Origin of the sequence: uncultured Microbacterium sp., from assembly GCF_947632095.1 — a bacterium.
GTDB lineage: Bacteria > Actinomycetota > Actinomycetes > Actinomycetales > Microbacteriaceae > Microbacterium.
This window is the reverse complement of sequence record NZ_CANROA010000034.1, coordinates 1-24,380: the sequence shown is the minus strand read 5'-3', so window position 1 is coordinate 24,380 and position 24,380 is coordinate 1. Positions and strand designations below refer to the sequence as shown.

Genomic DNA, 24,380 nt, shown 5'->3' with positions numbered 1-24,380 from the left:
CGCCTTCGCGATCACCTTCGAAGGCCGAATCAACTAAGAATGCGCCAGGCCAGATCCACCGTTAACCTGACAGACCCCCCCAAGGTCGACATACCATCGCTTATGTCGAATTCGACATAAGCGACGTAGTTCGTCAGATTCCGGAATCCCAGGGCGGAGCCGCGGAGGTGCTCGAGTCGGCCGTTGATGGCCTCTGTGGGTCCGTTGCTGGTGCCGGGCCGGTCAAAGAACGCGAGGACGTCGGCGGCTCTCTGTTTCAGTGTGCGGCCGAGCCTGCGGATCTCGACGAGCGCGGCCGGAACGCCCGTGCTGACCGAGTCGATCACGGTCTGCATCATCTGTTTGCCCTCGGCCTTGTCGGGTTCTCGGTAGGCGGCGACGATGCGCTGGTAGATCCCCCAGGTCGCTTCGACCTCGACGTGCTCGTCGGTAGCGAACAGTGCCTCCAGCCGGATTCTCTGACGGTCGGTGAGCAGCTTGTCACCGGTGTGCAGGGTGCGACGGGCCTTGTAGAGAGGGTCCCCGGCGCGGCCCCGATGCCCGAGAGTCTGCTGCTGGACGCGCTGCCGACACCGATCCAGGCCGTCGCCGGCGAAGCGGACGACATGGAACGGGTCCATCACCGGAACGGCCGCGGGGAGTTCCTCGGCGGCAGCGGTCTTGAACCCGGTGAACCCGTCCATCGCGACAACCTCGATGCCGTCTCTCCACTGTCTCGGGCGTCCGGCGAACCACTGCTTGAACACCACCTTGGAGCGCCCCTCGACCATGTCCAACAGCCGCCCCGGTCCGGTGCCGTTGCGGTTCGGGGTGAGATCGATGATCACCGTGACGTACTTGTCACCCTTACGGGTATGACGCCAGACGTGCTCGTCGACACCGATCGTGGTCACCCCGTCGAACCTACCCGGGTCGTCGATGAGTCGCCTCTTGCCTTCGGCGATGATCACGGTGTTCGCCGTGTGCCAAGACACACCGAGGCCAGCGGCCGCACGCGAGACGGTGAGGTGGTCGACCACGATCGCCTCCAGCGCCCAGGCGAGTCCACCACAGGAGATCTTCGACCGTGGCGCCGCCGCCTGCGTCATGTCCTGCCGCCACGTCCGCCGACAGTGATCACACCGGTAGCGGCGGACCCGGACCAGCAGCGTCGTCGGCCGGTGCCCGAACGGCTCGTGCGCCAACCGGCGGATCACCGTGTCGCGCACAACGCCTTCAGCACCGCACTTCCGACACCACGGGTCCTGCTCGACGACGCGACACTCGACGACCGCACGCTCAGGCCCGATCCGTTGCCCGACGGCTTCAAGACCGAGCTCGTCGAGACAGCAGAACGTAGTCAGATCGGGCGCGGCGAAAGTAGGCTGGGGCACGTCGAGGTCTTTCAGATGGGCAGTGTAGGAACTTCCATCCTGGAAGACCTCGACCCCTACCCGCGAACCGACCAGCGCACCCCGACTACACCCTCAAATGCGATGAGCCGGTTGACGGTGTAGTCGTGTAATCCCGGCGGTGGTGATACACCCTTCCGCCCACCATGCGCAGGTACGCGGGATGCATCTCACGCTATCCCACGTCGCTCATGGTCAGTCGTCCACGCGCGGGCTAGAGTGGCGCCGGCGGCGCGGAGATGACGTGCTGGTTCTGCCAGCGCCGAGTCCGACCCCCCGGCGAGATCGATCAGGGATGCCACGGCTACAAACAGCCCAGTATCGGCATCCGCCGTGATCCGGCCGGCGGCAAGCGCCGCTCGTGCCCCCGCAGAGGCGGCAAGGCCCGCGATGTAGGACGGCACCTTTCCGTCTCCAGACTGGCCGTCGTACGAGCCCTCGCCGGTCACGACGATGTCAGCTCCGGCGATCGCCACCGGAAGGCCGAGTAGACGAGCGACTTCCTGCGCCCCTGGCACGAGCGTGGCGCCCCAGGTGAGGAGGGCAGCGCCGACGCCGCCGGCCGCACCGGACCCCGGCTGCTGCGGATCTGTGTCGAGCAACTGTGCCAACTTCCCCAGAGCAGCATCCAACGCGTCGATGTCCGATGACGCGGTCAGCCCCTTCTGCGGGCCGAACACCGCGGCGGCGCCGCGCAGTCCGACCAGAGGGTTCGTCACATCGGTGAGGACGAAGGTCTCCGGGGCCGTGCGCAGCGCGGTGGTGTCCACCTCGCTGATGTCGGCTAGGCCTCGCGCCCCGGGGGCGACAGACTTGCCGGCCTCATTCAGAAACTGCGCACCGAGGGCGGAGAGCATGCCGGTCCCCCCATCTGTGGACGCGCTCGAGCCGATACCGAGCACGAGGCGAGAGACCCCGTAGTCCAATGCCGCGGCGATCGCCTGCCCGAACCCGATGGTGTGGGCGTCGAGCGGTCGCGGCTCCACCATCAGTTCAATCCCCGATGTGGATGCGAGGTCGATCACCCCGGTGCCGTGGGGAGCATCCGGTGTGGGGGGCAACAGCAGCCAGGCCGTACGCACGGGGACACCTGCCGGGCCATCCACGGTCACCGGCATCCATTCCGATCCCGCCACCGCGGCGGCAAACGCCTCGACGGTGCCCTCACCGCCGTCCGCCATCGGCCGCAGCACGAACTCGGCGGACGGGTCGGCCTCGATCCAGCCTGCAGCCAGCGCCTCCGCGGCATCGGCCGCGGAGATCGACCCTTTGAAGCTGTCCGGTGCGAAGACGACAGTAGTCATGACAACCCCGGCGTGCTCGCCCGTAGTCGCACCTCAAGGCGCAGCGCGCTCGCGTCCTGCGCCCAGTCCGGATCGGTCGCGGCCCGAAACGCCTCGTATCCGACCTGCTCAAGCGGAACATGCACCGTAGTGAGAGCGGGCGTCACATCGCGGCCCGTGGGGATGTCATCGAAACCGCACAGGGCGATGTCTGTGCCGATCTCGCGCCCCGCCTCGCGGACAGCGGCGAGGGCACCGATCGCGACGACATCGTTGATGCCGAAGATGAGCGTACCCGGTTCGATACCGTCTGCGAGAGCTCGCCGCATTGCCTCGGTGCCCGAATCGCGGGTGAACGCGTCGCGACATACCCGAGGCTGATCTCCTCCGGCGCTGACGAAACCCTCGATGAATCCCGCCAGGCGTGCATCGCTGGTTACAACGCCCTCGGCAGCGGCGAGCACGATGGCGCGTCGATAGCCGCGTTCGCCCAGTGCCTCACCGAGTGCTCGGGCGCCCCCGCGGTTGTCGATCCAGACCGATCGAACGCCGGGCGATTCGACGCCGAGCGCTACAACTCGACCCCCGAAGCCGGTGATCAGTTCGAGTTCCTTGACGAGTTCGGGGGCGATCTCCGGCGATGGACGGGACGCGGCGAGGATCACCCCGTGCGGACGTTGACCACGCAGGGCCCGCACCAGTCGCACTTCCCGCTCGGAATCGCGGTCAGTGATCGCGATAGTGACTACGAGTCCTGCTTCGTCGGCTCCGCGTGCCACCCCTGATGCGAGTTCGCCGAAGTACGGGTCGGCGATGTCGGCCACAAGCAGCGCGATGATGGCAGACGTACCGCGGGCCGTCGCCTGAGCGGACAGATTCGCCGTGTATCCGAGCCGCTCTGCCGCCGCTTCGACTCTCTCCCGGTACGAATCGGCAACCTTGCGCGTCGAGCCGTTCAGCGCTCGGGATGCCGTGGCAAGCGAGACGCCAGCCTCACGTGCAACATCGTGCAGCGTGACGGAGCCGGTCTGCGAACGCGCGGTGATGTCGGTCACACTCGTGATTCTAGGCGGTCAGGAACGGAGAGACGGCAACACCGAAGGTCGAAGCGGTTCGGCGAACAGCTTCCAGCGGGTCGGTTGCCCAGATCTCCTCGTTGAAGATCTCTACTTCGATATCCCTGTCGTACCCGGTCGCGATGACCGCTCGCGTCATCGGCCCGAAGTCGATGACTCCGTCTCCGGTGTAATGACGTCCCAGGAGCACATCAGCGGGCAGCGGCGTCTTCCAGTCACAGACCTGGTACGTCGCGATTCGCCCTTCTCGACCGGCCCGGGCGATCTGCTCGAGCACCTGCGGGTCCCACCAGATGTGAAACGTGTCCACAGTCACGCCCACGACCGTCGGATCGAAATCGGCTGCGATGTCCAGCGCCTGTCCGAGCGTCGAGACGACACATCGATCGGACGCGTACATCGGATGAAGCGGCTCGATCGCGAGCGTCACACCCGCCGCTTCGGCTGCCGGAGCGAGCTCGCCGATCGCGTCGCGTACGCGCTCGCGCGCTCCGGCCAGATCGCGGTCCCCTGCCGGCAGGCCACCAGCGACGAGTACGAGCACGGCTGTCGATCCGGGAGCACCGGCTGCGGCAAGCGTCGCCGCTTCTTCGATGGCGACCCGGTTGTCATCAAGGGATACCCGGCGCGCCGGCCCCTCCGGCAAGGTGAAGAACCCTGCTCGGCAGTGCGTGGTGAACCGAAGCCCGGAATCGGTGAGCATGCTCGCCGCCGTGGCGAGCCCCACCGCCTGCACCGGTTCACGCCACAATCCGATCGCTTGCACTCCGGCCTCCGCCGTCACTCGCAAGGCGGTCGCGAGGTCGGCGTGCTTGATCGTGGCCTGATTGATCGAGAGCCGTGCATCCGGCAGCTGAGGCTGAAGGGTCATGTGTTCACTCCATTCAGCCGCAGCAACCCGTGCCAGCGATCCTGCGCGAGCGCCGGATCCTCCAGTGCGAACGATGCGTTGGCTAGTTCGACGATGCGGCTCAGATGCGGCAGGCTCCGTGCCGAGTGCAGGCCCCCGACCATCTGAAAGGCGGGCTGGTGGCCGTTCAGCCAGGACAGGAAGGCGACGCCGGTCTTGTAGTAGAAAGTGGGCGCCGCGAACACCCGACGGCTGAGTTCCTCCGTGGGTCCCAGGATGCGCAGGTACGCCTCCGGGTCGCCGGCATCCAGCGCCTGAATGGCAGCGGATGCCACCGGGGCGAGTGCGGCGAAGGCACCGAGCAGAGCATCCGAGTGCGAGTCCCCCTGACCCAAGGAATCGCCGCCGATGAGGGCCACGTAGTTGAAGTCGTCTCCGGTGAACATGCGCACCCCCTCGGGGAGGCGCGCACGCACCGAGATCTCGGACTCAGCGTTCAGCAGGCTCATCTTCACGCCGACGACTTTGCCGGGGTTCTCCTCGATGATGTCGAGCAGCACATCGGATGCCGTCTGCCAGTCGCTCGCACCGAAATAGCCTTCCAGCTCCGGATCGAATGCGGTGCCGAGCCAGTGCAGCACGACGGGGGCGCTCGCACTCTGCAGCACCTCGCGGTACACACGTCGGTAGTCCGCGGCATCCGATGCCACCCGAGCGAGATGACGCGACGCCATCAGCACAGGGCCAGCGCCCTGCTCCTCGGTGAACTGCAACTGCTCCTTGTAGGCGTCGATCACCTGATCAAGCGTGATGTGTGAATCGTCGACGTGGTCAGTATTGACGCCGACGACGACCGATCCGCCCTCTTCGCGGGCGACCTCGGCGCTGCGCGTGATGAGCTCGCGCGTGGCCGCAGCATCGAGTCCCATATTGCGCTGGGCTGTGTCCATGGCGTCGGCGACTCCCAGACCCCACGAGTAGACATTCCGGCGGAAGGCGAGCGTCGCATCCCAGTCGATGTCGGCCGGCTGGCCGGGAGTGTTGTCGGCGAATGCCTGGGGCACCACGTGGGCCGCCGCGTACGCGATGCGGCTGCGCAGCGGGCCGTCGGGGCGCGTGTAGACGCCGGTCTCGTTCAGCGCGGCATCCGAGACGGCGCCATCGGCTGCGAGCAGACGGAGCGTGCTCATGACAGGCTCAACGGTTCGATCGCGACCTTGCACCCCTCGGCGCTGGACGCGAGTCCGGCCTCGGCGAACTGCACACCCTTTGCTCCTGCGAGCAGGTCGAACGGGTAGTCGGTGCCCAGCACGTAGGACTCGAGGTACTCCTCCCACTGCTGGCGGAAGCCGTTGAGGAATACGTCGTTCGTCGGCACGTTCTGCCAGTCGGCGTCATAGTCGTGGGTGTCTTCGAGGTCAGGGTTCCACACTGGTTTCGGGGTGGCATTACGCGGCTGGATCTTCGCCCCGAACAGTCCGACCACGGCCGAGCCGTGCGTGCCGTCGACCTGGAATTCCACCAACTCATCGCGGTTGACGCGCACCGTCCAGGACGAGTTGATCTCGGCGATGATGCCGCCGTCGAGTTCGAAGATGCCGTATGCGGCGTCTTCCGCCGTGGCGGTGTAGTGATCGCCCTTTTCATCCCACCGATCGGCGATGTGCACGGCTGCCTGGGCGTAGACGCTCTTGACCTCGCCGAACAGATTCTCCAGCACGTAGTTCCAGTGCGGGAACATGTCGGAGATGATCCCGCCGCCGTCTTCGGTGCGGTAGTTCCAGCTCGGACGCTGCGCCGGCTGCCAGTCGCCCTCGAACACCCAGTAACCGAATTCTCCGCGCACCGAGAGGATGCGGCCGAAGAATCCGGAGTCGATGAGGCGCTTGAGCTTCTGCAGACCAGGCAGGTAGAGCTTGTCGTGCACGACGCCGGTCTTCACGCCGGCGTTCTTCGCAAGGTTCGCCAGCTCGAGCGCTTCCTCAAGCGACTCGGCCGTGGGCTTCTCGGTGTAGATCGCCTTGCCTGCGGCGATGGCCTTGCGGATAGCGGATGCCCGCGCCTTCGTGACGAGGAAGTCAGCGTAGATCTCCCACTTCTCATCGGCCAGTGCCGCATCGAGATCGGTGGTGTAGTCCTCGATGCCATGGAGGGCTGCGAGTTCGGCGAGCTTCTGCTCGTTACGGCCGACAAGGATCGGCTTCACCGTGACGCGGGTGCCGTCGGACAACTCGATGCCGCCCTGATCACGGATAGCCAGGATCGACCGCACCAGGTGCTGCCGATACCCCATGCGTCCGGAGACGCCGTTCATGATGATGCCGATCTCGCGTGTTGTCGCCTGTGACATTGCCTATCCGTTCCTTTTTTGGCCCAGTGCCGATCAATTGGGTAAACGCTTTCCAACAGTGTGGCATCGGAGAGCGCTTTCCGCAACTTGCGTTATGACGGTGCCCATCGGGAGGAGACCACTCGGTCCACGCGTCGAACCGCACCGAGCCGCCCCGCTACATCCACCCGTGCGCGCACTGTCGCGTCCAGATCGATCACGCTGTGCTCGGCGATCGGCGCGATGTGCAACGTCAGTTCCGCGGCGGGATCCAGTTCCGTGGCATCGATGCGCCACGAGCTGCCATCCCAGAAACGGTCGCCGATCACCACACCGTCCGCACGCAGTTGTGCAACATCGCCCTCCCAGTCGATCACCAGTTCGACGAGGTCTCCGCACGGATGCGCACGAACGACCGGCATCCGGAGCCGCCAGATCCCCGCCACCTCGTCGAACTGCGCGTCATCGGGTGCCGCCGAGCGTCCCATCGACTCCCCATATCGCGCCGGAGGCTCCCCGGCCGGTCTCAGCTCATCCAGAACAAGGGCTGCCGAACCCGGTCGGCCGAGAGTTCGCAGCGCGAGACGGGTGAACCCCTCCCCCGTCCAACGACGGATCGACGGCGTGTCCTCAGCGCGGATGACAATTCCGTCGGGCTCTTCCCACACCGCGTCAGCGCAGTCGTAGAGCTCGTCGCCGAAATACCACAGCCGCTCAGCCTGCTGCTCGTCGACGACCAGGATGCGCAGCGCGCCGTCTATGAGGAAGGTGTCGCCGGGCGCGATATCGCGCGGGGCGCGCGTGGCGAATTGAATGCGTGCGGGAAGCCCATCGTGTGCGCGCAGGACGAGAGTCGGCACGTCACCACCGACGAGCCCGGATACCGACGCCGTCGCCCACTCGATCCGAATGCCGGCGACCTCCAGCCGCAGTGGCCAGCGAGCAATGATGCCGCTCGGGATGTCGACCGGACGGTCGGGCACCAGCAGATCACCACCAGCAAAGGGGATGCGCAGCTGCACGTTCGTCGAGCCGGAGAGGGGCTCATGCGGCTGGTGAGTGTTGAGGAAGAGGATGCCGGAAGAGCCGTCGCTGCGCACGGCCCACCGCAGCGTGTCGAGGTTGCGCACGTCGACCGGCGCGTCCTCGGGCAGTGCGCTGAACATATCGGCGAGCCGACCGCCGAACGCCGCCAGGAAAGCATTGTGATCGCGCAACAGGCCGAGGCTCGCACCTGGTCTTCCCGTGGCGCCGAGTGCCGCTTGGAAGTCGTAGTCGAATCGTGGCAGATCGTTCGGGTATCCCGTCGCCAGGCTCTCCTGTAGCTGATCGGCGGGGTTCACGCCCCCGGCGAACATGTAGAAACCCTGCCATGCCGAGCCGTTGCCGATCTTCACATTCGCGAGAGCGGCGATGTCGCGGCCGCGCGCGATCGGACGACGGTGATAGGCCGTTGCCATCCCGCCGCCGAGCTCGCAGGTGGCGGGTGGGAACTCCGGATCGACTGGCCGCACCATGATCGCTGCGGCGTCGTCCCGGAAGTCGCCGCCCACGCCCGGGTCGTCCCAGATGTGCGTGAACCGGAAGTGGTCGCGGAAGCTGTCGTCCCAGGTCGACCCCTGCCCCGCCCAGAATCCGTCCGCATAGCCGCTGTACAGCGGAAATACGTCGTGCGCTGGCAGGAGCGCTCCGCCCCACCCGGTCGCCGTCCACAGTGGCGCGGACAGCCCACTCTCCTGTGCGATGCGCTTGAGAGAGGAAATATGGTCGGGTTGATCGTGAAGCTCATTCTCGAGTTGGATGCCGACGATCGGCCGATCCGGTCCGCAGAAGCGCGCAACCTGGTCGGCGATGCGGGCGTACCAGTCACGGACGAGCGCCAGATACTCGGCGTCATCCGTCCGTGCGCGGGAACCGACCTCCGAGATGACCCAATCCGGATGCCCACCCCCTCGTACCTCGCCGTGACACCAGGGTCCGATCCGCAGCACGACGTCTATCCCGACGCGTTCGGCCGTCTCGATGAACCCGGCAAGGTCGAGGTCCCCCTCGAAGCTGACCCGGCCTCGGACCGGTTCGTGGTGAATCCAGAACACATAGGTCGACACTGAGGTGAGCCCGGATGCCCGCATCAGCCGCAGCGATTCTTCCCAGCGACGACGAGGGACGCGGCTGTAGTGGAGTTCACCGGTGACGGGAATGGTCGGTGCGCCGTTCACCTCGATCCAGCGGCTGGTGATTCGCATCCGCTCGTGCGGATCCTCCCGGTTGCTCATGGCCGGCTCGGTAAGCGGCGGACGCGCATCGTGCAGACGGATGCTCCGCAGCGCAGTAGTCGTGAGCATGTGCTTCTCGATTCTTCAGCTCAGACGGATGGCAGCCCACGACACCGCGGGCAGCTCGAGCGATAGTTCGGTATCGGTGAGCGTCGCAGCGGCGGGGCGCACCCCGACCCGCTCCGGATTCTGCAGCGTGTTCGCGGCGTAGATGTCGTCCTCGTGGAGCAGGTGCGATTCGGTGACGCGGAGCGCGCGCCCGAGAGTGACGACGAGCGCGGCGAGGTCGACGCGCAGCTGCGCGGCATCCGTCGTCGAGCGGTTCACGACGAATAGCGAGACGCCGTCGTCATCGATCGTCGCAACAGCATTCACTGCTGCCACCTCACCGAACCGCGCGCTCGTGCAAGTGCCACCGGTGATGGGCACCTGCACCGCACGCTCGCCGGCCAGTCGGGACGTGATTGAGAACGGGAAGAACGTCGTCTGCCGCCATGCCGGGCCGCCAGGCTCGGTCATGATCGGCGCGATGACGTTGACCAACTGCGCGAGCGAGGCTGAGCGTACGCGATCGGCATGTTGCAGCAGGGTGATGAGCAGGTCGCCGAAGACGACAGCATCCAGCGCGTGATACTGGTCCTCCAGCAGGCGAGGCGCCACTGGCCAGCCCTTGTCCTTGAGTTCTTCACCGGACTGGGTGCCGTCCTCGCGGTGGAGATACCAGACGTTCCATTCGTCGAACGAGATCATGATGCGCTTGCTGCTCTTGCGGGTCGCCGCAACCGAGTCGGCAATCGCGACGACCTCCTCGATGAACGTCGCCATGTCGACACCGGATGCGAGGAACTCCTGTGCGTCGCCGCCGTGCTCCTGGTAGTAGGAGTGGCACGAGATGAAATCGACGTCGTCGAACGTGTGCTCGAGAACGGTGCGCTCCCACGACCCGAATGTCGGCATGCCGTGAGCTGATGATCCGCACACCACGAGTTCGATGCCGGGATCGATCATCCGCATAGCTTTCGCGGTACGCGCAGCGAGCTTTCCGTAGTCGTCAGCGCCCCGGTGTCCGAGCTGCCACGGGCCGTCCATCTCGTTGCCGAGGCACCACATCTTCACGCCGAACGGATCCGGCCGCCCGTTCGCGATGCGCTGCCTGGTCCAGTCGGTGTCAGCCGAGGCGTTGGCGTACTCGAGCAGGTCGAGTGCCTCCTGCGTTCCCCGGGTGCCGAGGTTGACGGCGAGCATGAGTTCACTGTCGACCCTGTCGAGCCAGCTCTGGAACTCGTGCAGCCCCACCTCATTCGTCTCCGTGGAGTGCCAGGCGAGGTCGAGGCGCCGCGGGCGCTGATCTACCGGCCCGATGCCGTCCTCCCAGCGGTATCCGGAGACGAAGTTGCCGCCGGGGTACCGAATGGTCGAGACCCCGAGCTCGGCCACGAGATCGATGACGTCACGGCGGAAGCCGTCGGCGTCTGCGCTCTCGTGTGCCGGCTCATGGATGCCGTCGTAGATGTGACGGCCGAGATGCTCGACGAACCCACCGAAGATCCGGCGGTCGATGTCTGCGATCTCACGGTGCGGATCGAGGCGGCCGAAGGCGTCGTTCATGGAGGTCCGTTCTGCGAAGGGTCAGCGGGGCTCAGTCGAGGATGACGTCGGCCTCGGCGAAGAAGGACGACACGGCTTCATCGACGGTGATCACGCCGAGCCCGAGGGATTTGCCCTGGTCCCAGAAGGTCTGCTCGAGAGAGCCGTAGCCGATCACTGGCACCGGCGGCGCCTCGCCCACGCGGTCGGCAACCGAAGCGATATAGTCCGCGACCTGCTTGTCGACACCCTCCAGCGCGGTGCCGGCCAGCTTGCTCGACGATGCGGGGAATCCGAGGGTCGTACCGAAGATCTCGCCTGCTTCGGCGCTGTTGACGACGAAGTCGAGGAACATCGCCGCGGCTTCGGGGTGGTCGGTGTTCTCGGCGATCGCCACCTGGAGCCCACCCTGCTGATACAGATCCTGGGAACCGGGAACGGCGGTCGGCGGGGCGACGATCGAGATGGACGAGGATCCTGAGTCGGCGAGGTATCCGCCGAGGAAGTTGCTCCAGCTCATCTCGCTGGCCGTCAGCTGTGCGCCGAAGCCAGACATCGGGCTCAGTTCCTCAAGACTCTGCTGGGGCGCGGTCACGCCGTCGCGGATGACTGAACCGGACTCCCAATAGTCACGGAGATCGTCCTGGGTGAAGCCGAGTTCTCCGTCCTCGGTGTACAGGTTCTTGCCCTGCGCGCGCAGCATGAGCTCGAAGGTCTGAATGCGCTGCGTGTAGTCGGTTCCGCCGTAGACGTCACCGTCTGCGGCAGCGGTGAACGATGTCATCCAGTCGTCGAACTCGCTGAACGACGAGCCGCCGTCCGGTGCGGCGACCCCGTACTCCGCGAGCAGGTCGTCATTGATGAAGTTGGCCCACATGCTGTAGCCGGTCGGGAGCGAATACTGCACATCGTTGAGGCGACCAGTACCCAGCAACGAGTCCTCGAAGGTGGAGAAGTCGATGTACTCTTCCATTTCGGCGAGATCGAGTAGGTAACCAGGCTCGCCGTACTGGCGCAGATAGCTGTCGGAGAACTGGAACACGTCCGGCAAGCCGCCGCCGGCGACCTCGGTCGCTCGCTTCTCCCAGTAGCTGGGGAAGTCGCCGAAGGTCACGTTGACGGTGATGTTCGGGTGTTCTTCGTTGAACGCTTCGATCAGCTGGGTGTAGCGATCGGCGCGATCGTCGTTGCCCCAGAAGGCGAACGTCAGCGAGACATCTGCCTGGGGGTCGAATTCGCCGCGCGGCTGGTCTGCGGAACAGCCCGCGAGCACAAGCGCTCCGGTCGCGGCCACGGCGATGAGGGAGAAGGCGCGTTTCATCATTGACGTCTCTTTCTTTGGGAGCGTGCCTACGGCACGCGAGAGGCAGATAGGGAGAAAAAGAAGGACAGGGTCAGCGACCCCTGCGGCGTTCGGGGATCGCTATGACGGCGAGTGCGGCGCATCCGATCGCCGGGATGAACAGCGGTACGAGAGCCCAGGTCGCCACCCCGACGAACACCGCCGTGACGACGAGATAGGCGGCGCCGGCAATATCCGCACGTACGAGACCGGGAACGGCGCGCAGCGCACCGCGCCAGCCGATCTCGGGTGTCCATGTGCTGGCGGAGGCGAGCAGCGCGAGCGCGAGCGCGACCAAACCGACCCAGCCCACGACCTCGATCAGAGATCCGCCGGGAAGGAAGCCGGAGCGGGCCAGATCGATGTCGAGCACCAGGATGAGTGCGAGCACGAGCGCGCCGAATCCCAGTGAGAGTCCGGGCAGGATCGCCCTCTTCACATCGGCCCAGAACAGCTCCAGGCGCGAGTCCTCCGCGGCGATGAACCGACGCATGTGTCGCACACCGGCCGCAAGACCAGCAGGCAACGTGACAACCAGCACTCCGACGAGGGTGATGAGCAAGCCTGTGAGCATGGCCTCGCCGAACAGGGCGAACTTCGCGCCGGCACCGGGAAAGCGCGCTGGCGGTGTCTCACCCCGGGTGGGCCCGCTGCCCGAAAGCGCGGCACGGCGAGCGGCACGTTCCTCTCGACGCGACATCGTCATCTCCTCAGACCGGGCCATGCTCGCTCAGCCCTTCAGCCCCTGAGTGGCGACACCGTCGACGAGGAAGCGCTGGAACGCCAGGAAGAACAGCAGCACCGGCAGGAGCGCGATGAACGAGGCCGTGACCGTCGCGCCGTAGTCGCTGGTGGAAGTCTGGTCGTTGTACAGACGCAGCGCGATCGGCAACGGATAGTTGTCGGGGCTCGTGAGGTAGAGCAGCGGCCCGAGGAAGTCGTTCCACGACCAAATGAACGAGAAGATCGCGCACGTGATCAGCGCTGGCTTGACCAGCGGCAGGATGATCGCCCAGAAGATGCGGAAGTGCCCGGCTCCGTCGATGCGGGCCGCCTCGTCCATATCCCGCGGCATCTGCCGCATGAACTGCACGAGCAGGAACACGAAAAACGCCTCGGTGGCCAGGAACTTCGGCAGGATCAGCGGCCAGAAGGTGTCCACCAGACCGAAGCTGTTGAACATGATGTACTGCGGGATGATCACGACGTGGAACGGTAGCAGTAGCGTGCCGATCATCGCGGCGAACAGAATACCCAGACCCTTGAACTGCACCCGTGCGAACGCGTATGCGGCCAGCGCTGATGACAGCACCGTACCGACCACGGCCGACACGGCCAGGAGGAGGGAGTTGAAGAAGAACCGCCACATCGGCACGCCGGCGATGCCGTCGGCGACCTTGATGTAGTTATCGATCGTCGGTGCGTTCGGCAGCAGTCCGGGGTTCTGACCGAACTCGGAGTTCGGCTTGAACGTCGAGAAGAACAGCCACAGCAGCGGGTAAAGCACGATCGCGGTCAGGATCACCAGGGCGACGAGCCAGACCACCGTCTGCCAGGTCTTGCGCTTGACACGGCGAGGGGAAGGAGCGGATGCCGTCACAACGGCTTCGGTAGCAGTCATCGGTTGTCTCCCGCGTAGTGCACCCAGGAGCGCTGGGTTCTGAAGAGGATGAAGGCGATGATCGCCACGACGACGAGCAGCACCCACGCGATCGCAGCGGCGTAGCCCATCTGACCGTCGGAGAAGCCACGCTTGTACAGGTACAGCGTGATGAAGTTCGTCATGCCCGCAGGCCCGCCCGAGCCGTTGGAGATGATGTACGCCGAGGCGAACACCTGGAACGCGCCGATCAGTCCGAGCAGCAAATTGAAGAAGATCACCGGGGACAGCATCGGCAGTGTCACCGCACGGAATCGGTGCCAGGCGTTCGCGCCATCCATCTCGGCTGCTTCATACAGCTCCTTCGGCACCTGCTTGAGGCCGGCCAGGAAGATCACCATGGTGGCGCCGAACTGCCAGATCGCCAGCACGATCATCGCCGGAAGCACGAGCGCGGGGTTGCCGATCCAGCCACCGATGTCGAGGCCGAAGAAGGACAGCGAAGTGTCCACCGGCCCGTCGGAGCCGAACATCGCCCGCCACACGATCGCGACGGACACCGAACCGCCGATGAGGCTGGGGGCGTAGAAGGCGGAGCGGAAGAAGCCAGCGCCCTTGTCTCGGAAGTTCAGCAGCATCGCGATGGCCAAGGCCGCGGCGAGAGTGATTGGCGTCCCCACGAGAACGTAGACCAGGGTGATCTGCGCGGACTGCATGAACTGCGGATCGTTCGTGAACAGCCGCACGTAGTTGTCCAGCCCGATCCAACGAGGCGGCTGGAAGATGTTGTATCGCGTGAATGACAGGTAGAGCGAGTAGACCATCGGAATGATCGTGAGACCGAAGAAGCCGATCAGCCACGGCACGAGGAAGCCATACCCGACAGCGGTCTCGCGCCGCTCGCGGCGCTTCTGACCGGGTCGATTCAGGCTTTCAGGGCGGCGTCGCGGCAGCGGGCGCCGCCGCCTCTCGCCGGTGACGATGACTCTCGTCTCGGTCGTGCTCACGGGGACTCCTGTGGTGGTGAGGGGAGTGCGGATGGTGGTCGGGTTCGGGCGATGCTGCTGGGGGCGCCGCCCGATCCCGGGGTCCGTTGGCTGGATCAGCCGTTCAGGACGACGTCGATCTCTGTGAAGAGCTGTGCGACGGCGTCATCGACGGTGATCGTGCCGAAGTTCAGTTCAGCTCCGAGCTGACGGAACTTCTCCTCGATCGTGCCGTAGCCGACGACCGGAACCGGCGGAGCGTCGCCGAGACGGTCCGCGATCGCGGTCTCGTAGTCGCTGATCTGCTGGCTCAGCGGGTCGAGGTCAGCAGCGTCCAGCGCCGTGCTCGATGCCGGCAGGCCGCGGTTAGTGCCGAAGATCTCGCCCGACTGCGGCGAGTTGATCAGGAAATCCACCAGTGTGGCAGCAGCCGCGGGATGCTCGGTGTTCGCAGCGATCGAGTGCAGCATCGTGGGCTTCAGGTACAGGTCCTTCGCACCCTCGACCGTCACCGGCGGCGCCTGGAGGTTCAGCTCGGGGTAGGCCTCGCCGAGGTTGCCGAGGTAGCCGCTGCCGAAGTTGTCCCAGGAGAGTTCGCTCGCAACCGCCGCCGAGTCGAACGGGCCGAGAGGGAGGAACTCTTCGACGGTCTGCTGCGGGGCGCCAATCCCATCGCGGATCTCCTGTCCCTCTTCCCAGAACTCGGCGAGACGCTCTTCATCGAAGCCGAGCGTGCCGTCCTCTTTGAAGAGCTCCTTGCCTTCGGCGCGCAGCTGCAGCTCGAAGTTCTGAATGCGACCGGTGTAGTCGCTGCCGCCCCAGATGTCATCGCCTGCGGCGTCGGTGACGCCGGCCATCCACTCGGTGTAGTCCGCCCAGCTGCCGCCGTCGAAGTCCTCGGCGCCGATCACCTGCAGCATCGTGGGGTTGGTGAACAGCCCCCAGGCGTTGGTCCCGGTCGGAAGCGCGTAGGTGGCGTCGGCCACGACACCGATCGTCAGAGCGCTCTCGGCGAGCGGCTCCGTCTGAATGATGTCGTCCAGGTACGGGTCGAGGTCGAGCAGAAGCCCGTTCTCGGCGTACTGACGCAGGTAGGAGTAATCGAACTGCATGACATCGGGCAGGTTCTTGCCTGCCGCCTCTGTCTGCCGCTTCTCCCAGAATTCCGGGAAGCCGAGGAAGGTGGAGTTCACCGTGATGTTCGGGTATTCCTCGTTGAACGCCGCAATGGCTTGGTTATACAGGTCAGCGCGCACGTCGTTGCCCCAGAACGCGAGGTCCAGAGTGACCTCCTCATCGGGGTCGAACTCCGCTGCCGGTTCGGTGCCGCCACCGGCGCAGCCGGCGAGTGCCAGTGCCGCGCCGGTCGCGAGGGCGACCGCGGCAAGTGACCGCTTCTTGTTGAACATCGTTGTCCTCTCCGTGAACGTCAGCGTTCTCGGTGCTCTGGCGAACGTTCTTTGTCCATGTGAATGCAGGATGGGTGCGCTTCCATCGGCAAAGAATCCACCACCTGGGAAAGCGCTTGCCCGCAACGGTACTACGCGTTGAAACGTTTTGCAAGCGACGTTATGAGCCTGTCATCGACGACGCCCAGTTGCACTCGATACACCGCGCAGCGCCGCTCCTGCGCACCCTCGGGGTGGCCGAAGAAATAGAACCAGAGGCGTTCTGCGTCACGCACGGCGGCACCGTGATGCCCGAACCCGAGACCGGGCATCTCCTCGGCACCGAGGATCACGCTCTCCGCGTCCGCCTGCCGCTCCCACGCGGTCGCATCGGTCGAACGGTACACTGCCATGCCACGCCACTCGTCGACGATCATCCACCACCACCCGCCGAGCTCGAACACGTACGGTCCTTCGTGAGGAGGCCCACCGATCGCGACGCCCTCAACAGTCCAGTCCTCGAGGTCGGGCGAGGTAGCAACCATCGTCACGCTGTCCGCCGCCTCATCCTTGTACCAGAGTCGCCAGGCACCGTCCGGCGTGCGGGCGACGGCCGCGTCGATGACGCGATCGCTCGATAGCGCGATCGGGCCTCGGCGTGTCCAGCGGGCGAGGTCATCGGAAACGTACTCGACGATCTCGCGCGCATATCCGGGCCAGCGATCGGGCACGCCGTCGATCTCGGTGAGGTACATCCGCCAGCACACACCGTCATGAATGACCTCGGGCGCCCAATGCGTACGGTCGGTGGAACCCGGCGGCCCCGCAGCCAACTGCAGTCCGTCGGCCGTGGGTTCGAGCGTCCCGGCGTAGGTCCAATTCACCCCGTCATCGGAGTGCGCGACGCCGACCCGACTGCCGTGCACCCAGGCGACGCCGGGACCCGGATCGGGATGCGTTGCCCGCCTCTGCGTGTAGAACATCGACCACCGGCCGTCCGCGATGACGACGGTCGGATCAGTCGCGCCATCGTAGACCGGATCACGGTAGAGCTCGGCGAGCGTCATCCTCTGATCCCGCGCATATCAGTCACTGGGCTCGCGAATCCGGAGCGATGCGTCGGATGCGTCGCCAGATCAGCCGGGGTGATCACCGCACCGTCGGCGGCCGCCGAGGCGTAGATCGCGGCGACGAGCTCGAACGAGCGGGCAGGCTCATCGGCGGTCTCCGGCAACTCCCGACCGTCCAGCAGCGCATCGAATACCCCGCGCAGTAGCACCGAGTGGTCACTGCGCTCCTCTGCCACGGGCAGAGCCCAGGCCTCAGCCTCATGCTCGAAACCAGGCGCCGGGGTGATCGCCCAGTTCTCATGTCCATGCCCATAGAGATGGTCGACAGTCACCGTCGCCTTCTGCGTATCGATGCGGATCGAGCTGGTCTCGCGCGGTGAGACGGCGCTGGTGGCGACCTGCGCGACGACGCCGTTCGCGAACGTGATGGTCGCCGTGGAAGCGTCCTCCGTCTCGGTCTCGCGATCGAGCCGCCACAGGCGCCCCTGCACACTCGCCCAGTCGCCGAGCAGGAACCCCAGCAGATCAAGCTGATGAATACCGTGGCCGAGCGTCGTGCCGCCGCCCTCGGTCTCCCACTTGCCGCGCCAGGGGGCGGAGAAATAGTCCTCGCCGCGATACCAGAGCGTCTGACAGAGGGCGATCAGCGGACGCCCCAGCGCACCCTCGTGCAGCAGGCGCCGCACGTGCGCCGCTGCGGTGCCGGTGCGCTGCTGGAACACGACGGCCAGCCGGCGGCCTGCTGCAACAGCGGCCGCGCGCATCTCGTCGAGTTCGTCCAACGACGGCGCCGGGGGTTTCTCCACGACCACGTGCGCCCCGGCAGCGAACGCTGCGAGCGCCTGTTCCCGGTGCACGACCGGCGGCGTGCAGATGAGGACGACGTCGGGATGCTCCGCGGCCAGGAGATCTTCAAGAGTGTCATGCACCGCAGGTTCGCCGTGCCGAGCGGCGAACCCGTCGGCGGCGGCGCGAGACAGGTCGGTGACGGCGACGAGCTCAGCGCGTGGATGCAGCGCCACAGCCTGCGCGTGCAGATTCGCGACGGAGCCGGTGCCGACGATCGCGGCGCGAAGAAGGGAAGTCATGCGGGTGCCTCGGAATCTCGTTGGGGTGCGACGGTCCATTGCCAGGCGTGCAGGCGCCCGCACATGCCGCCCGTCACAGCAGCTCTCGCAAGTGCGCCGCGAGTGCCGGTGCCGCATGCGCTCCGGCATCTGCGACCCCAACCGCGTAGCGGAACACCACCGTCTCGCCCGGGGCGATCGTCAACTCTTCACTGAAGAACGGCGCCGGGTTGAGCGCGGCGAATTCCTCGGAGCGCGCGAACCACTGCGGCGGATGGTGCGGGTTGGCGGTCGAGTCGACCATCACGAGCAGAGAGGTCGCGTCGATCTCGTCGTGTCTGCCGGCGAATCCCATCCACTCATGGCGCTGACCGCGGACGTCCGATCCGGACCCGGTCCCGTCTGCGGTGACGAGCACTCCGTCGGTGAACGAGCGCGGACCACGCCAGAACAATCCGCCGTAGCCGGCGTTGTCGCGGCCCTTCGTCGTCGGAGAGCCGATCAGGATCGGCGCATCCGTGTTGTTGGTCATCTCGGTCGCGAACGTGAGCGCCCAGGCCTCGTCGGCCAGCAGGCGCGCGGTGAGCTCGCGGCGCTCGGTAAACAGACGGCGGCCGTTCTCGGTGATCCATTCCAGGTCGTGCGCGAAGCGGGCGATCTGACCCTCGTCGACTGCGGTGACGGCGATATGCGCCTGCCTGCCGTCGTTGGGCAGCTGGACGTAGCCATGCCCGTGCACGTAGGTGGGCCCGCCCCAGAAATTCTGGTCATCGACGACCGGCAGCGACCAGGCGATGCCCTTGTGCCAGACGTGGTCCCACGGCCGGAACAGGCTCACAACGCGGCCGGCGCGCGTGCGCAGCGGATCGAGGTAGGGCTTGGGTGACTCGAGCTGCGGCGAATCGGGCACGAACACGTAGCGCAGCAGCTCCACATCGCCATCGCGGACGACGAACTCGGACTCGGTGCGGACGGCGGACAGGGTCATGACACGGCCTCCTCGGTGCGTTCTTGGACAGGATGCCCGGGCACAGCACCGCCCGATATCGTACTGAAGAATGAATCATCGCCCGTGATCTCACCCGCATCGATCCTTCCGGTGCCGATGATGGCTGCCGGGAACGGTCGGCCCTGTGTCATGTCACTCCTTCGTGGACGAGGATGCTTCGAGATCGCGGCTCAGGTGAGCCCCGACTGCGTGAGGTGCAGCTTCGCGTAGCGGCCGTCGGCGGCGAGCAGCTCGTCGTGCGCACCGCTCTCGACGATGCGGCCCTGTTCGAGCACCACGATGTGGTCGGCCTGCCGGATGGTGGACAGTCGGTGGGCGACGACGAGGGTAGTGCGCCCGCTCATCAGTCGCTCCAGCGCTTGTTTGACAAGCCCCTCGGATTCTGGATCGAGAGCGGACGTGGCCTCATCGAGCAGGAGGATCCGCGGGTCGCGAACTAGCGCGCGAGCGATGGCGAGGCGCTGCCGCTGGCCCCCGGACAGGCGTGCGCCGCGCTCACCGACGACGGTGTTCCACCCGTGCGGCTGTTCCTGCACGAAGTCCCAGGCGTTGGCGTCGCGCAGCGCCCGGACGATGCGCTCGTCGGTGACATCCAGCATCCCGTAGGCGATATTGTCTCGGATCGATCCCTCGAACAGCACCGACTCCTGCGGAACGACCGAAACGAATCGGCGCACCGTGCGCATGTCGAGCGTCTGCATGTCAAGGCCGTCGAGCAGGATACGGCCGCCACTGGGACGTACGAAACCGAGCACGAGGTTCAGGAGCGTCGACTTGCCTGATCCGGAGGACCCGACGAAGGCGACGGTCGTGCCTGCGGGGATCTCGAGGTCGATCTCGGTGAGGGCGTCCGCGTCAGCGTCCGCATAACGGTGCGAGGCCTTCTCGAGGGTGATCGCGCCGTCGTCGACGTCGATCACACGTCGACCCTCGTTGAGTTCGAGGTCGGGCTCCTGCAGAACCTCGGCTATCGAGCGCACCGATTCCAGCCCCCGAGCGCCGACCGGGATCAGCATAAGAAGTTGGGTGAGCCCACCGGTGAGCAGCGTGAAGTATGTCGATAGCAGCACGACTTCACCGGGCGTGATCGGCAGGAAGCCGGTAAGTGAGAATACCGCGGCGAGCACGAGGCATCCGACACCGAGCAGCTGCATCGCGACCCAGGAGATGGAAGCGACGTGACCGTTGAGCATGTCGAGGTGCAGACCGGCGCGCCGCACGCCGTCCGCGCCGCTGGCCACCCGGGTGACGGCGGTCTCCTCGAGGCCGTGAGCACGTGTGACGGGAATGAGCGATGCCATCTCCCCCACGCGCGCAGAGAGCGTCTCGACCTCGCGACGGAACACCTCGTTGCGCGCCCGGGAACGGTTACGCATGCCATAGCGGATGCCGATGGCGATCGGCACGGCCAATGCATAAACCGGCAGGAACTGCGGCACGGCGATCGCCGTCATCGCGAGTGCACCGGTCATCACCATCGCAGCGGATAGCAGCGGATGCGTGACCTGCTGCAGCATGAGTTCGACGTTCTCGACGTCGCGGACGACCTTGGTCTGCACGATCGAAGCACTGACCCTGGTGTGGTAGCCGATCGACAGGCTCTGCAGCCGAGCGGCCAGGGCATTACGTAGGTCCGCGCCGGTGTCGCGCACGACCGTCATGAAGTTGCGCGTGTAGAGAATGTGGTTCGGGTAATTCTGCAGCAACAGCACCGCCGCAACCGCGAACCACCACACCACCGCGGATGCGTCTCCCCGCTCTGCCACGATGTCGATGATGGCGGCGGTGATGACGGGCAGAAACCACATCGGGATTTCCTTCACGGCGAATACGGCGATCGCGACGAACATCCGTCCTGGTCGGCGCAGGAGCAGCCTCAGCACCGACCTCGTCGGGTGAGACCCATCGATGAGGTCGGTGATGCCGGAAAGCGCTCTCCGTGCCACGGCTCCATGCTAGCCCCTCGGCCGCAACATTCGGCCTACTGGAAAGCGTTTGCCCGAGCCGGGTAGGCTGACGACGTGACTTCGCGCTTCCTCATCGGTGAGACCGACTTCCTGCTCGACGGCCAGCCGCACCAGATCATCTCCGGCGCCATGCATTACCCCCGGGTGCACCCCGATCTGTGGCGCGACCGCATCCGTAAAGCGCGCCTCATGGGCCTGAATGCCATCGAGACCTACGTCGCGTGGAATGCACACGAACCGATCAAAGGCCAGTGGCACGAAGACGGCGACGTCGACTTGGCCCGATTCCTCGACATCATCGCCGACGAGGGCATGCACGCGATCGTGCGCCCCGGCCCCTACATCTGCGCGGAGTGGCACAACGGTGGCCTGCCGACCTGGCTCACCGCAGACAAGTCGCTACGGCTGCGCAGCGCTGACCCGGCCTACCTCGCCGAGGTCATCGCTTACCTCCAGAAGGTGAACGCGATCATCGCGCCCCGCCAAATCGACAACGGCGGCAGTGTCATCCTCGTGCAGATCGAGAACGAGTACGGGGCCTACGGATCGGACACCGCCTACATCGATGCCCTCGTCACGACCACCCGAGCCAGTGGCATCACGGTGCCGCTGACCCAGGTCGATCAGCCGGTCCCGCACATGCTAACTGGCGGCGCGCACCCCGCGCTGCACAAGACCGGCTCGTTCGGCGGACGCATCGCGGAGCGCCTGGCAACGCTGCGCGAACATCAGCGCACCGGACCGATGATGTGCATGGAGTTCTGGTGCGGCTGGTTCGATCACTGGGGGGAGAAGCACCACACCACCACATTCGCTGACAGCGCCGCCGATCTCGACCGTCTGCTCGCTGCTGGAGCTTCGGTCAACATCTACATGGTCCACGGCGGTACGAACTTCGGCCTCACCGCCGGCGCTAACGACTCCGGCCGTTACCTGCCGATGGCCACCAGCTACGACTACGACTCGCCGATCACCGAGTCGGGTGATCTGACCGAGAAGTTCCGCGCCTTCCGCGAGGTCATCGCCAAGCACTCGCCGGTTCCTGATCTACCGCCTATGACACCCGCGGATGCCCCGACGCTCTCCGTCCCGTTCGAAGCGGTCGCCGATCCGCTTGAGCTGACTGCGACCGATCGCGGCCTCTTCGACGCCCCCGCGACCATGGACGAGCTCGGGTCGGATGTCGTGCTCGTCGAATACACGGCATCTGCTCCTACGTCGAGCGCTGGCGTACTCGAGGCCGAGATCCGCGACTACGCGTGGGTCTCGCGCGACGCGCGGCCCGTCGGCCGCCTGCAGCGCAGTATCGGCGACGACAGCCTGAAGCTGCCCGCTGGTAATCGGCTGGAGCTTCTCGTCGAGGAGACCGGCCGCGTCAACTACGACGCCAAGATCGGCGAGGCCAAGGGCCTCATCGGCGCCCCGCGCATCGACGGGATGCCCGTCGCGGGCCCCTGGCAGGTGCGGACGATCGATGTGCCCGCGCTCGGCCGGGCCGTGGCGGATGCTGCGACTGCCGAGGACCTGATCGTGAACGGCCGAGTTTCGGGCCCCGTGGGACTGCGCGGCGCGTTCGTGTTGAACGAACAGGCCGATCTCTTCCTCGACACCCGCGGCTGGGGCAAGGGTTACGCCTGGGTGAACGGATTCTTCCTCGGACGCTACTGGCGCCGCGGGCCGCAGCGCACGCTGTACGTCCCGGCACCGGTGACGCGTGCCGGTGACAACCGGGTCGTCATCGTCGAGCTGGAAGCGGTGACGGACGCGACGGCACGATTCCTCGCCCGGCCCGACCTCGGACACGAAGTCGAGTGATGGCCGGCTCTTTCTTCGCTGCGTTCGATTGGGTCCGCCGTCACGTCGAGGCCGAGCGACTGCCGACAGCTGTACTCGGCGTGGCAACAGCCGACGGCACGGTCGCGCTCGAAGCATTCGGCGATGCCCGCATCGACGACCGTTACCCGCTGTTCTCGATCACCAAACCTCTCACCGGTATCGCGGCGGCGCGCGTGATCGAGCGCGGTCTGCTCACCCCGGATACCCCGCTGACCGCGGCGCTGCCCGGTTTCGGCGCCGGGCGCGATGACGTCGTGCGGCTACGGCACCTCGCGAGCCACACCTCGGGCATAAGCGAGCCCCCATTGGACTCGGTGTCGTCCACACGGAAGGAGTTGCTCATGCAGGGCCGCGACTTCGTCGCGGGTACCGCGTCGCGATACTCGACGCTCGCCTTCGAGGGCATCGCCGCGCTCATCGAGCAGGCAGCCGGCGGCACCTGGGACGTCGAAGTCGGCGCCTGGGCAACCGAGATCGGCGCCGAAACTCTGAATCTGGAACTCTCCGACGCACACACCGTGCCGGATGCCGCGGCGGCGGGGCTCGACCTGAAGCGCTTCGCTCTCAAGCGTTCCCCCGGCGCCGGTCTCGCGGGCCGTGCCGATGATCTCCTGCGCCTCGGCTCCGCGCTGTTGCGGATCGGCGAGGGCGAGCGGGGCGGCATCCTGCATCCATCCACTCTCGCGATGATGCGCCGCCCTCTGACAGGTGACATTCCGCGGCTAGAGCCTTACATCGCCGAGCGCGGGCAGGATTGGGGCTTCACCTGGAATCTGCGCACGCGCGCTCCCGGACTTATCGATCGCGACGTCTTCGGTCACGGCGGTTGGGCCGGCACGGAATTCTGGGTGCACCCGACTGCGGGACTCGCCTGGGTTCTACTGACGAACCGTGCGATGCGCGATGGAGTCGAGATCGATCAGCTCGACAACGCGATCATCGCGGGCCTCTGACAGCCCTCTTGGGCGAGCACGGAGAACTCGTGCGCAGCGTCCACTCCCTCGTCGTAGTCGACGCCGGAGAAGGGTTCCCCTGGCCGAAAGCGGCTCTTCGGAATCAAGGGTGTAGGTGGGGTCTGAATCCTCCGGCTTCGAGAAGCGATCTCGCGATGGTATGTCGACCTTGGGGTTATGTTGACCGGCGTCGCGGGGCCTGCGCCGGTGCGGGTGGCGGTCGTTGAGCCGGTCAACATAACGATCGGTGGCGTCACCGATTCGCGAGGAACGCGAGCAGAGCATCGGAGGCTGGGTCTGTCAGGTTAACGGTGGATCTGGCCTGGCGCATTCTTAGTTGATTCGGCCTTCGAAGGTGATCGCGAAGGCG

At 66.0% G+C, this 24,380-nt stretch carries 19 protein-coding genes; 2 read left to right on the top strand and 17 right to left on the bottom strand.

What is annotated here, in order from left to right; all coding sequences use genetic code 11:
• Positions 1-29: 29 nt before the first annotated feature.
• From Q0Z66_RS09285 to Q0Z66_RS09205, 17 genes are all read right to left on the bottom strand, one after another.
• Positions 30-1,373 carry an ISL3 family transposase gene (locus Q0Z66_RS09285; protein WP_298040455.1) on the bottom strand — a complete coding sequence of 448 codons (1,344 nt, stop codon included), beginning with the start codon at positions 1,371-1,373 and terminating at the stop codon, positions 30-32.
• 188 nt (positions 1,374-1,561) lie between these two features.
• Entirely contained in the window at positions 1,562-2,695 is a 1,134-nt protein-coding gene (locus Q0Z66_RS09280) for a glycerate kinase (protein ID WP_298040453.1), read from the bottom strand.
• Positions 2,692-3,729 carry a LacI family DNA-binding transcriptional regulator gene (locus tag Q0Z66_RS09275; RefSeq protein ID WP_298040451.1) on the bottom strand — a complete coding sequence of 346 codons (1,038 nt, stop codon included), beginning with the start codon at positions 3,727-3,729 and terminating at the stop codon, positions 2,692-2,694. Before Q0Z66_RS09275 ends, Q0Z66_RS09280 begins: the two co-directional genes overlap by 4 nt.
• 10 nt (positions 3,730-3,739) lie before the next feature.
• A complete protein-coding gene (locus tag Q0Z66_RS09270) occupies positions 3,740-4,621 on the bottom strand; it encodes a sugar phosphate isomerase/epimerase (protein ID WP_298040449.1) in 882 nt (293 codons plus the stop codon).
• On the bottom strand, positions 4,618-5,790 hold the full coding sequence (locus Q0Z66_RS09265; RefSeq protein ID WP_298040447.1) for a dihydrodipicolinate synthase family protein: 1,173 nt from the start codon (positions 5,788-5,790) through the stop codon (positions 4,618-4,620). The genes Q0Z66_RS09270 and Q0Z66_RS09265 overlap by 4 nt, the downstream gene beginning before the upstream one ends.
• Complete coding sequence (locus tag Q0Z66_RS09260) at positions 5,787-6,950, bottom strand: Gfo/Idh/MocA family oxidoreductase (protein WP_298040445.1); 1,164 nt, start codon at positions 6,948-6,950, stop codon at positions 5,787-5,789. The genes Q0Z66_RS09265 and Q0Z66_RS09260 overlap by 4 nt, the downstream gene beginning before the upstream one ends.
• A 92-nt stretch (positions 6,951-7,042) precedes the next feature.
• A complete protein-coding gene (locus Q0Z66_RS09255; protein ID WP_298040443.1) occupies positions 7,043-9,274 on the bottom strand; it encodes a beta-galactosidase in 2,232 nt (743 codons plus the stop codon).
• 15 nt (positions 9,275-9,289) lie between these two features.
• Entirely contained in the window at positions 9,290-10,813 is a 1,524-nt protein-coding gene (locus tag Q0Z66_RS09250) for an alpha-L-arabinofuranosidase C-terminal domain-containing protein (RefSeq protein ID WP_298040442.1), read from the bottom strand.
• Positions 10,814-10,844: 31 nt separating this feature from the next.
• Positions 10,845-12,116 carry an ABC transporter substrate-binding protein gene (locus Q0Z66_RS09245; protein ID WP_298040441.1) on the bottom strand — a complete coding sequence of 424 codons (1,272 nt, stop codon included), beginning with the start codon at positions 12,114-12,116 and terminating at the stop codon, positions 10,845-10,847.
• A 70-nt stretch (positions 12,117-12,186) separates the two neighbouring features.
• Positions 12,187-12,834, bottom strand: coding sequence for a hypothetical protein (locus Q0Z66_RS09240; protein ID WP_298040440.1), 648 nt, complete (start codon positions 12,832-12,834; stop codon positions 12,187-12,189).
• A gap of 30 nt (positions 12,835-12,864) precedes the next feature.
• Positions 12,865-13,755: a carbohydrate ABC transporter permease gene (locus tag Q0Z66_RS09235; protein ID WP_298040438.1), complete on the bottom strand. Its 891-nt coding sequence runs from the start codon at positions 13,753-13,755 to the stop codon at positions 12,865-12,867.
• A complete protein-coding gene (locus tag Q0Z66_RS09230; protein ID WP_298040436.1) occupies positions 13,752-14,741 on the bottom strand; it encodes a carbohydrate ABC transporter permease in 990 nt (329 codons plus the stop codon). The genes Q0Z66_RS09235 and Q0Z66_RS09230 overlap by 4 nt, the downstream gene beginning before the upstream one ends.
• Positions 14,742-14,836: 95 nt before the next feature.
• Complete coding sequence (locus Q0Z66_RS09225; RefSeq protein WP_298040434.1) at positions 14,837-16,129, bottom strand: extracellular solute-binding protein; 1,293 nt, start codon at positions 16,127-16,129, stop codon at positions 14,837-14,839.
• 131 nt (positions 16,130-16,260) lie between these two features.
• The gene (locus Q0Z66_RS09220) at positions 16,261-17,175 is read right to left on the bottom strand and encodes a family 43 glycosylhydrolase (RefSeq protein WP_298040433.1); all 915 of its coding nucleotides are present in this window, start codon (positions 17,173-17,175) and stop codon (positions 16,261-16,263) included.
• Complete coding sequence (locus Q0Z66_RS09215; protein ID WP_298040431.1) at positions 17,172-18,266, bottom strand: Gfo/Idh/MocA family oxidoreductase; 1,095 nt, start codon at positions 18,264-18,266, stop codon at positions 17,172-17,174. Before Q0Z66_RS09215 ends, Q0Z66_RS09220 begins: the two co-directional genes overlap by 4 nt.
• Positions 18,267-18,339: 73 nt before the next feature.
• The gene (locus Q0Z66_RS09210; RefSeq protein ID WP_298040429.1) at positions 18,340-19,233 is read right to left on the bottom strand and encodes a PmoA family protein; all 894 of its coding nucleotides are present in this window, start codon (positions 19,231-19,233) and stop codon (positions 18,340-18,342) included.
• Between the two features lie 191 nt (positions 19,234-19,424).
• The gene (locus Q0Z66_RS09205) at positions 19,425-21,200 is read right to left on the bottom strand and encodes an ABC transporter ATP-binding protein (RefSeq protein ID WP_298040427.1); all 1,776 of its coding nucleotides are present in this window, start codon (positions 21,198-21,200) and stop codon (positions 19,425-19,427) included.
• Between the two features lie 75 nt (positions 21,201-21,275).
• On the opposite strand from Q0Z66_RS09205, the gene Q0Z66_RS09200 reads away from it, so the two are divergent.
• Both Q0Z66_RS09200 and Q0Z66_RS09195 read left to right on the top strand, forming a co-directional pair.
• Positions 21,276-23,036 (top strand): beta-galactosidase family protein, encoded by a 1,761-nt coding sequence (locus Q0Z66_RS09200; RefSeq protein WP_298040426.1) that lies wholly within the window; start codon positions 21,276-21,278, stop codon positions 23,034-23,036.
• Positions 23,036-24,010 (top strand): serine hydrolase, encoded by a 975-nt coding sequence (locus Q0Z66_RS09195; RefSeq protein ID WP_298040425.1) that lies wholly within the window; start codon positions 23,036-23,038, stop codon positions 24,008-24,010. The genes Q0Z66_RS09200 and Q0Z66_RS09195 overlap by 1 nt, the downstream gene beginning before the upstream one ends.
• Positions 24,011-24,380: the final 370 nt, after the last annotated feature.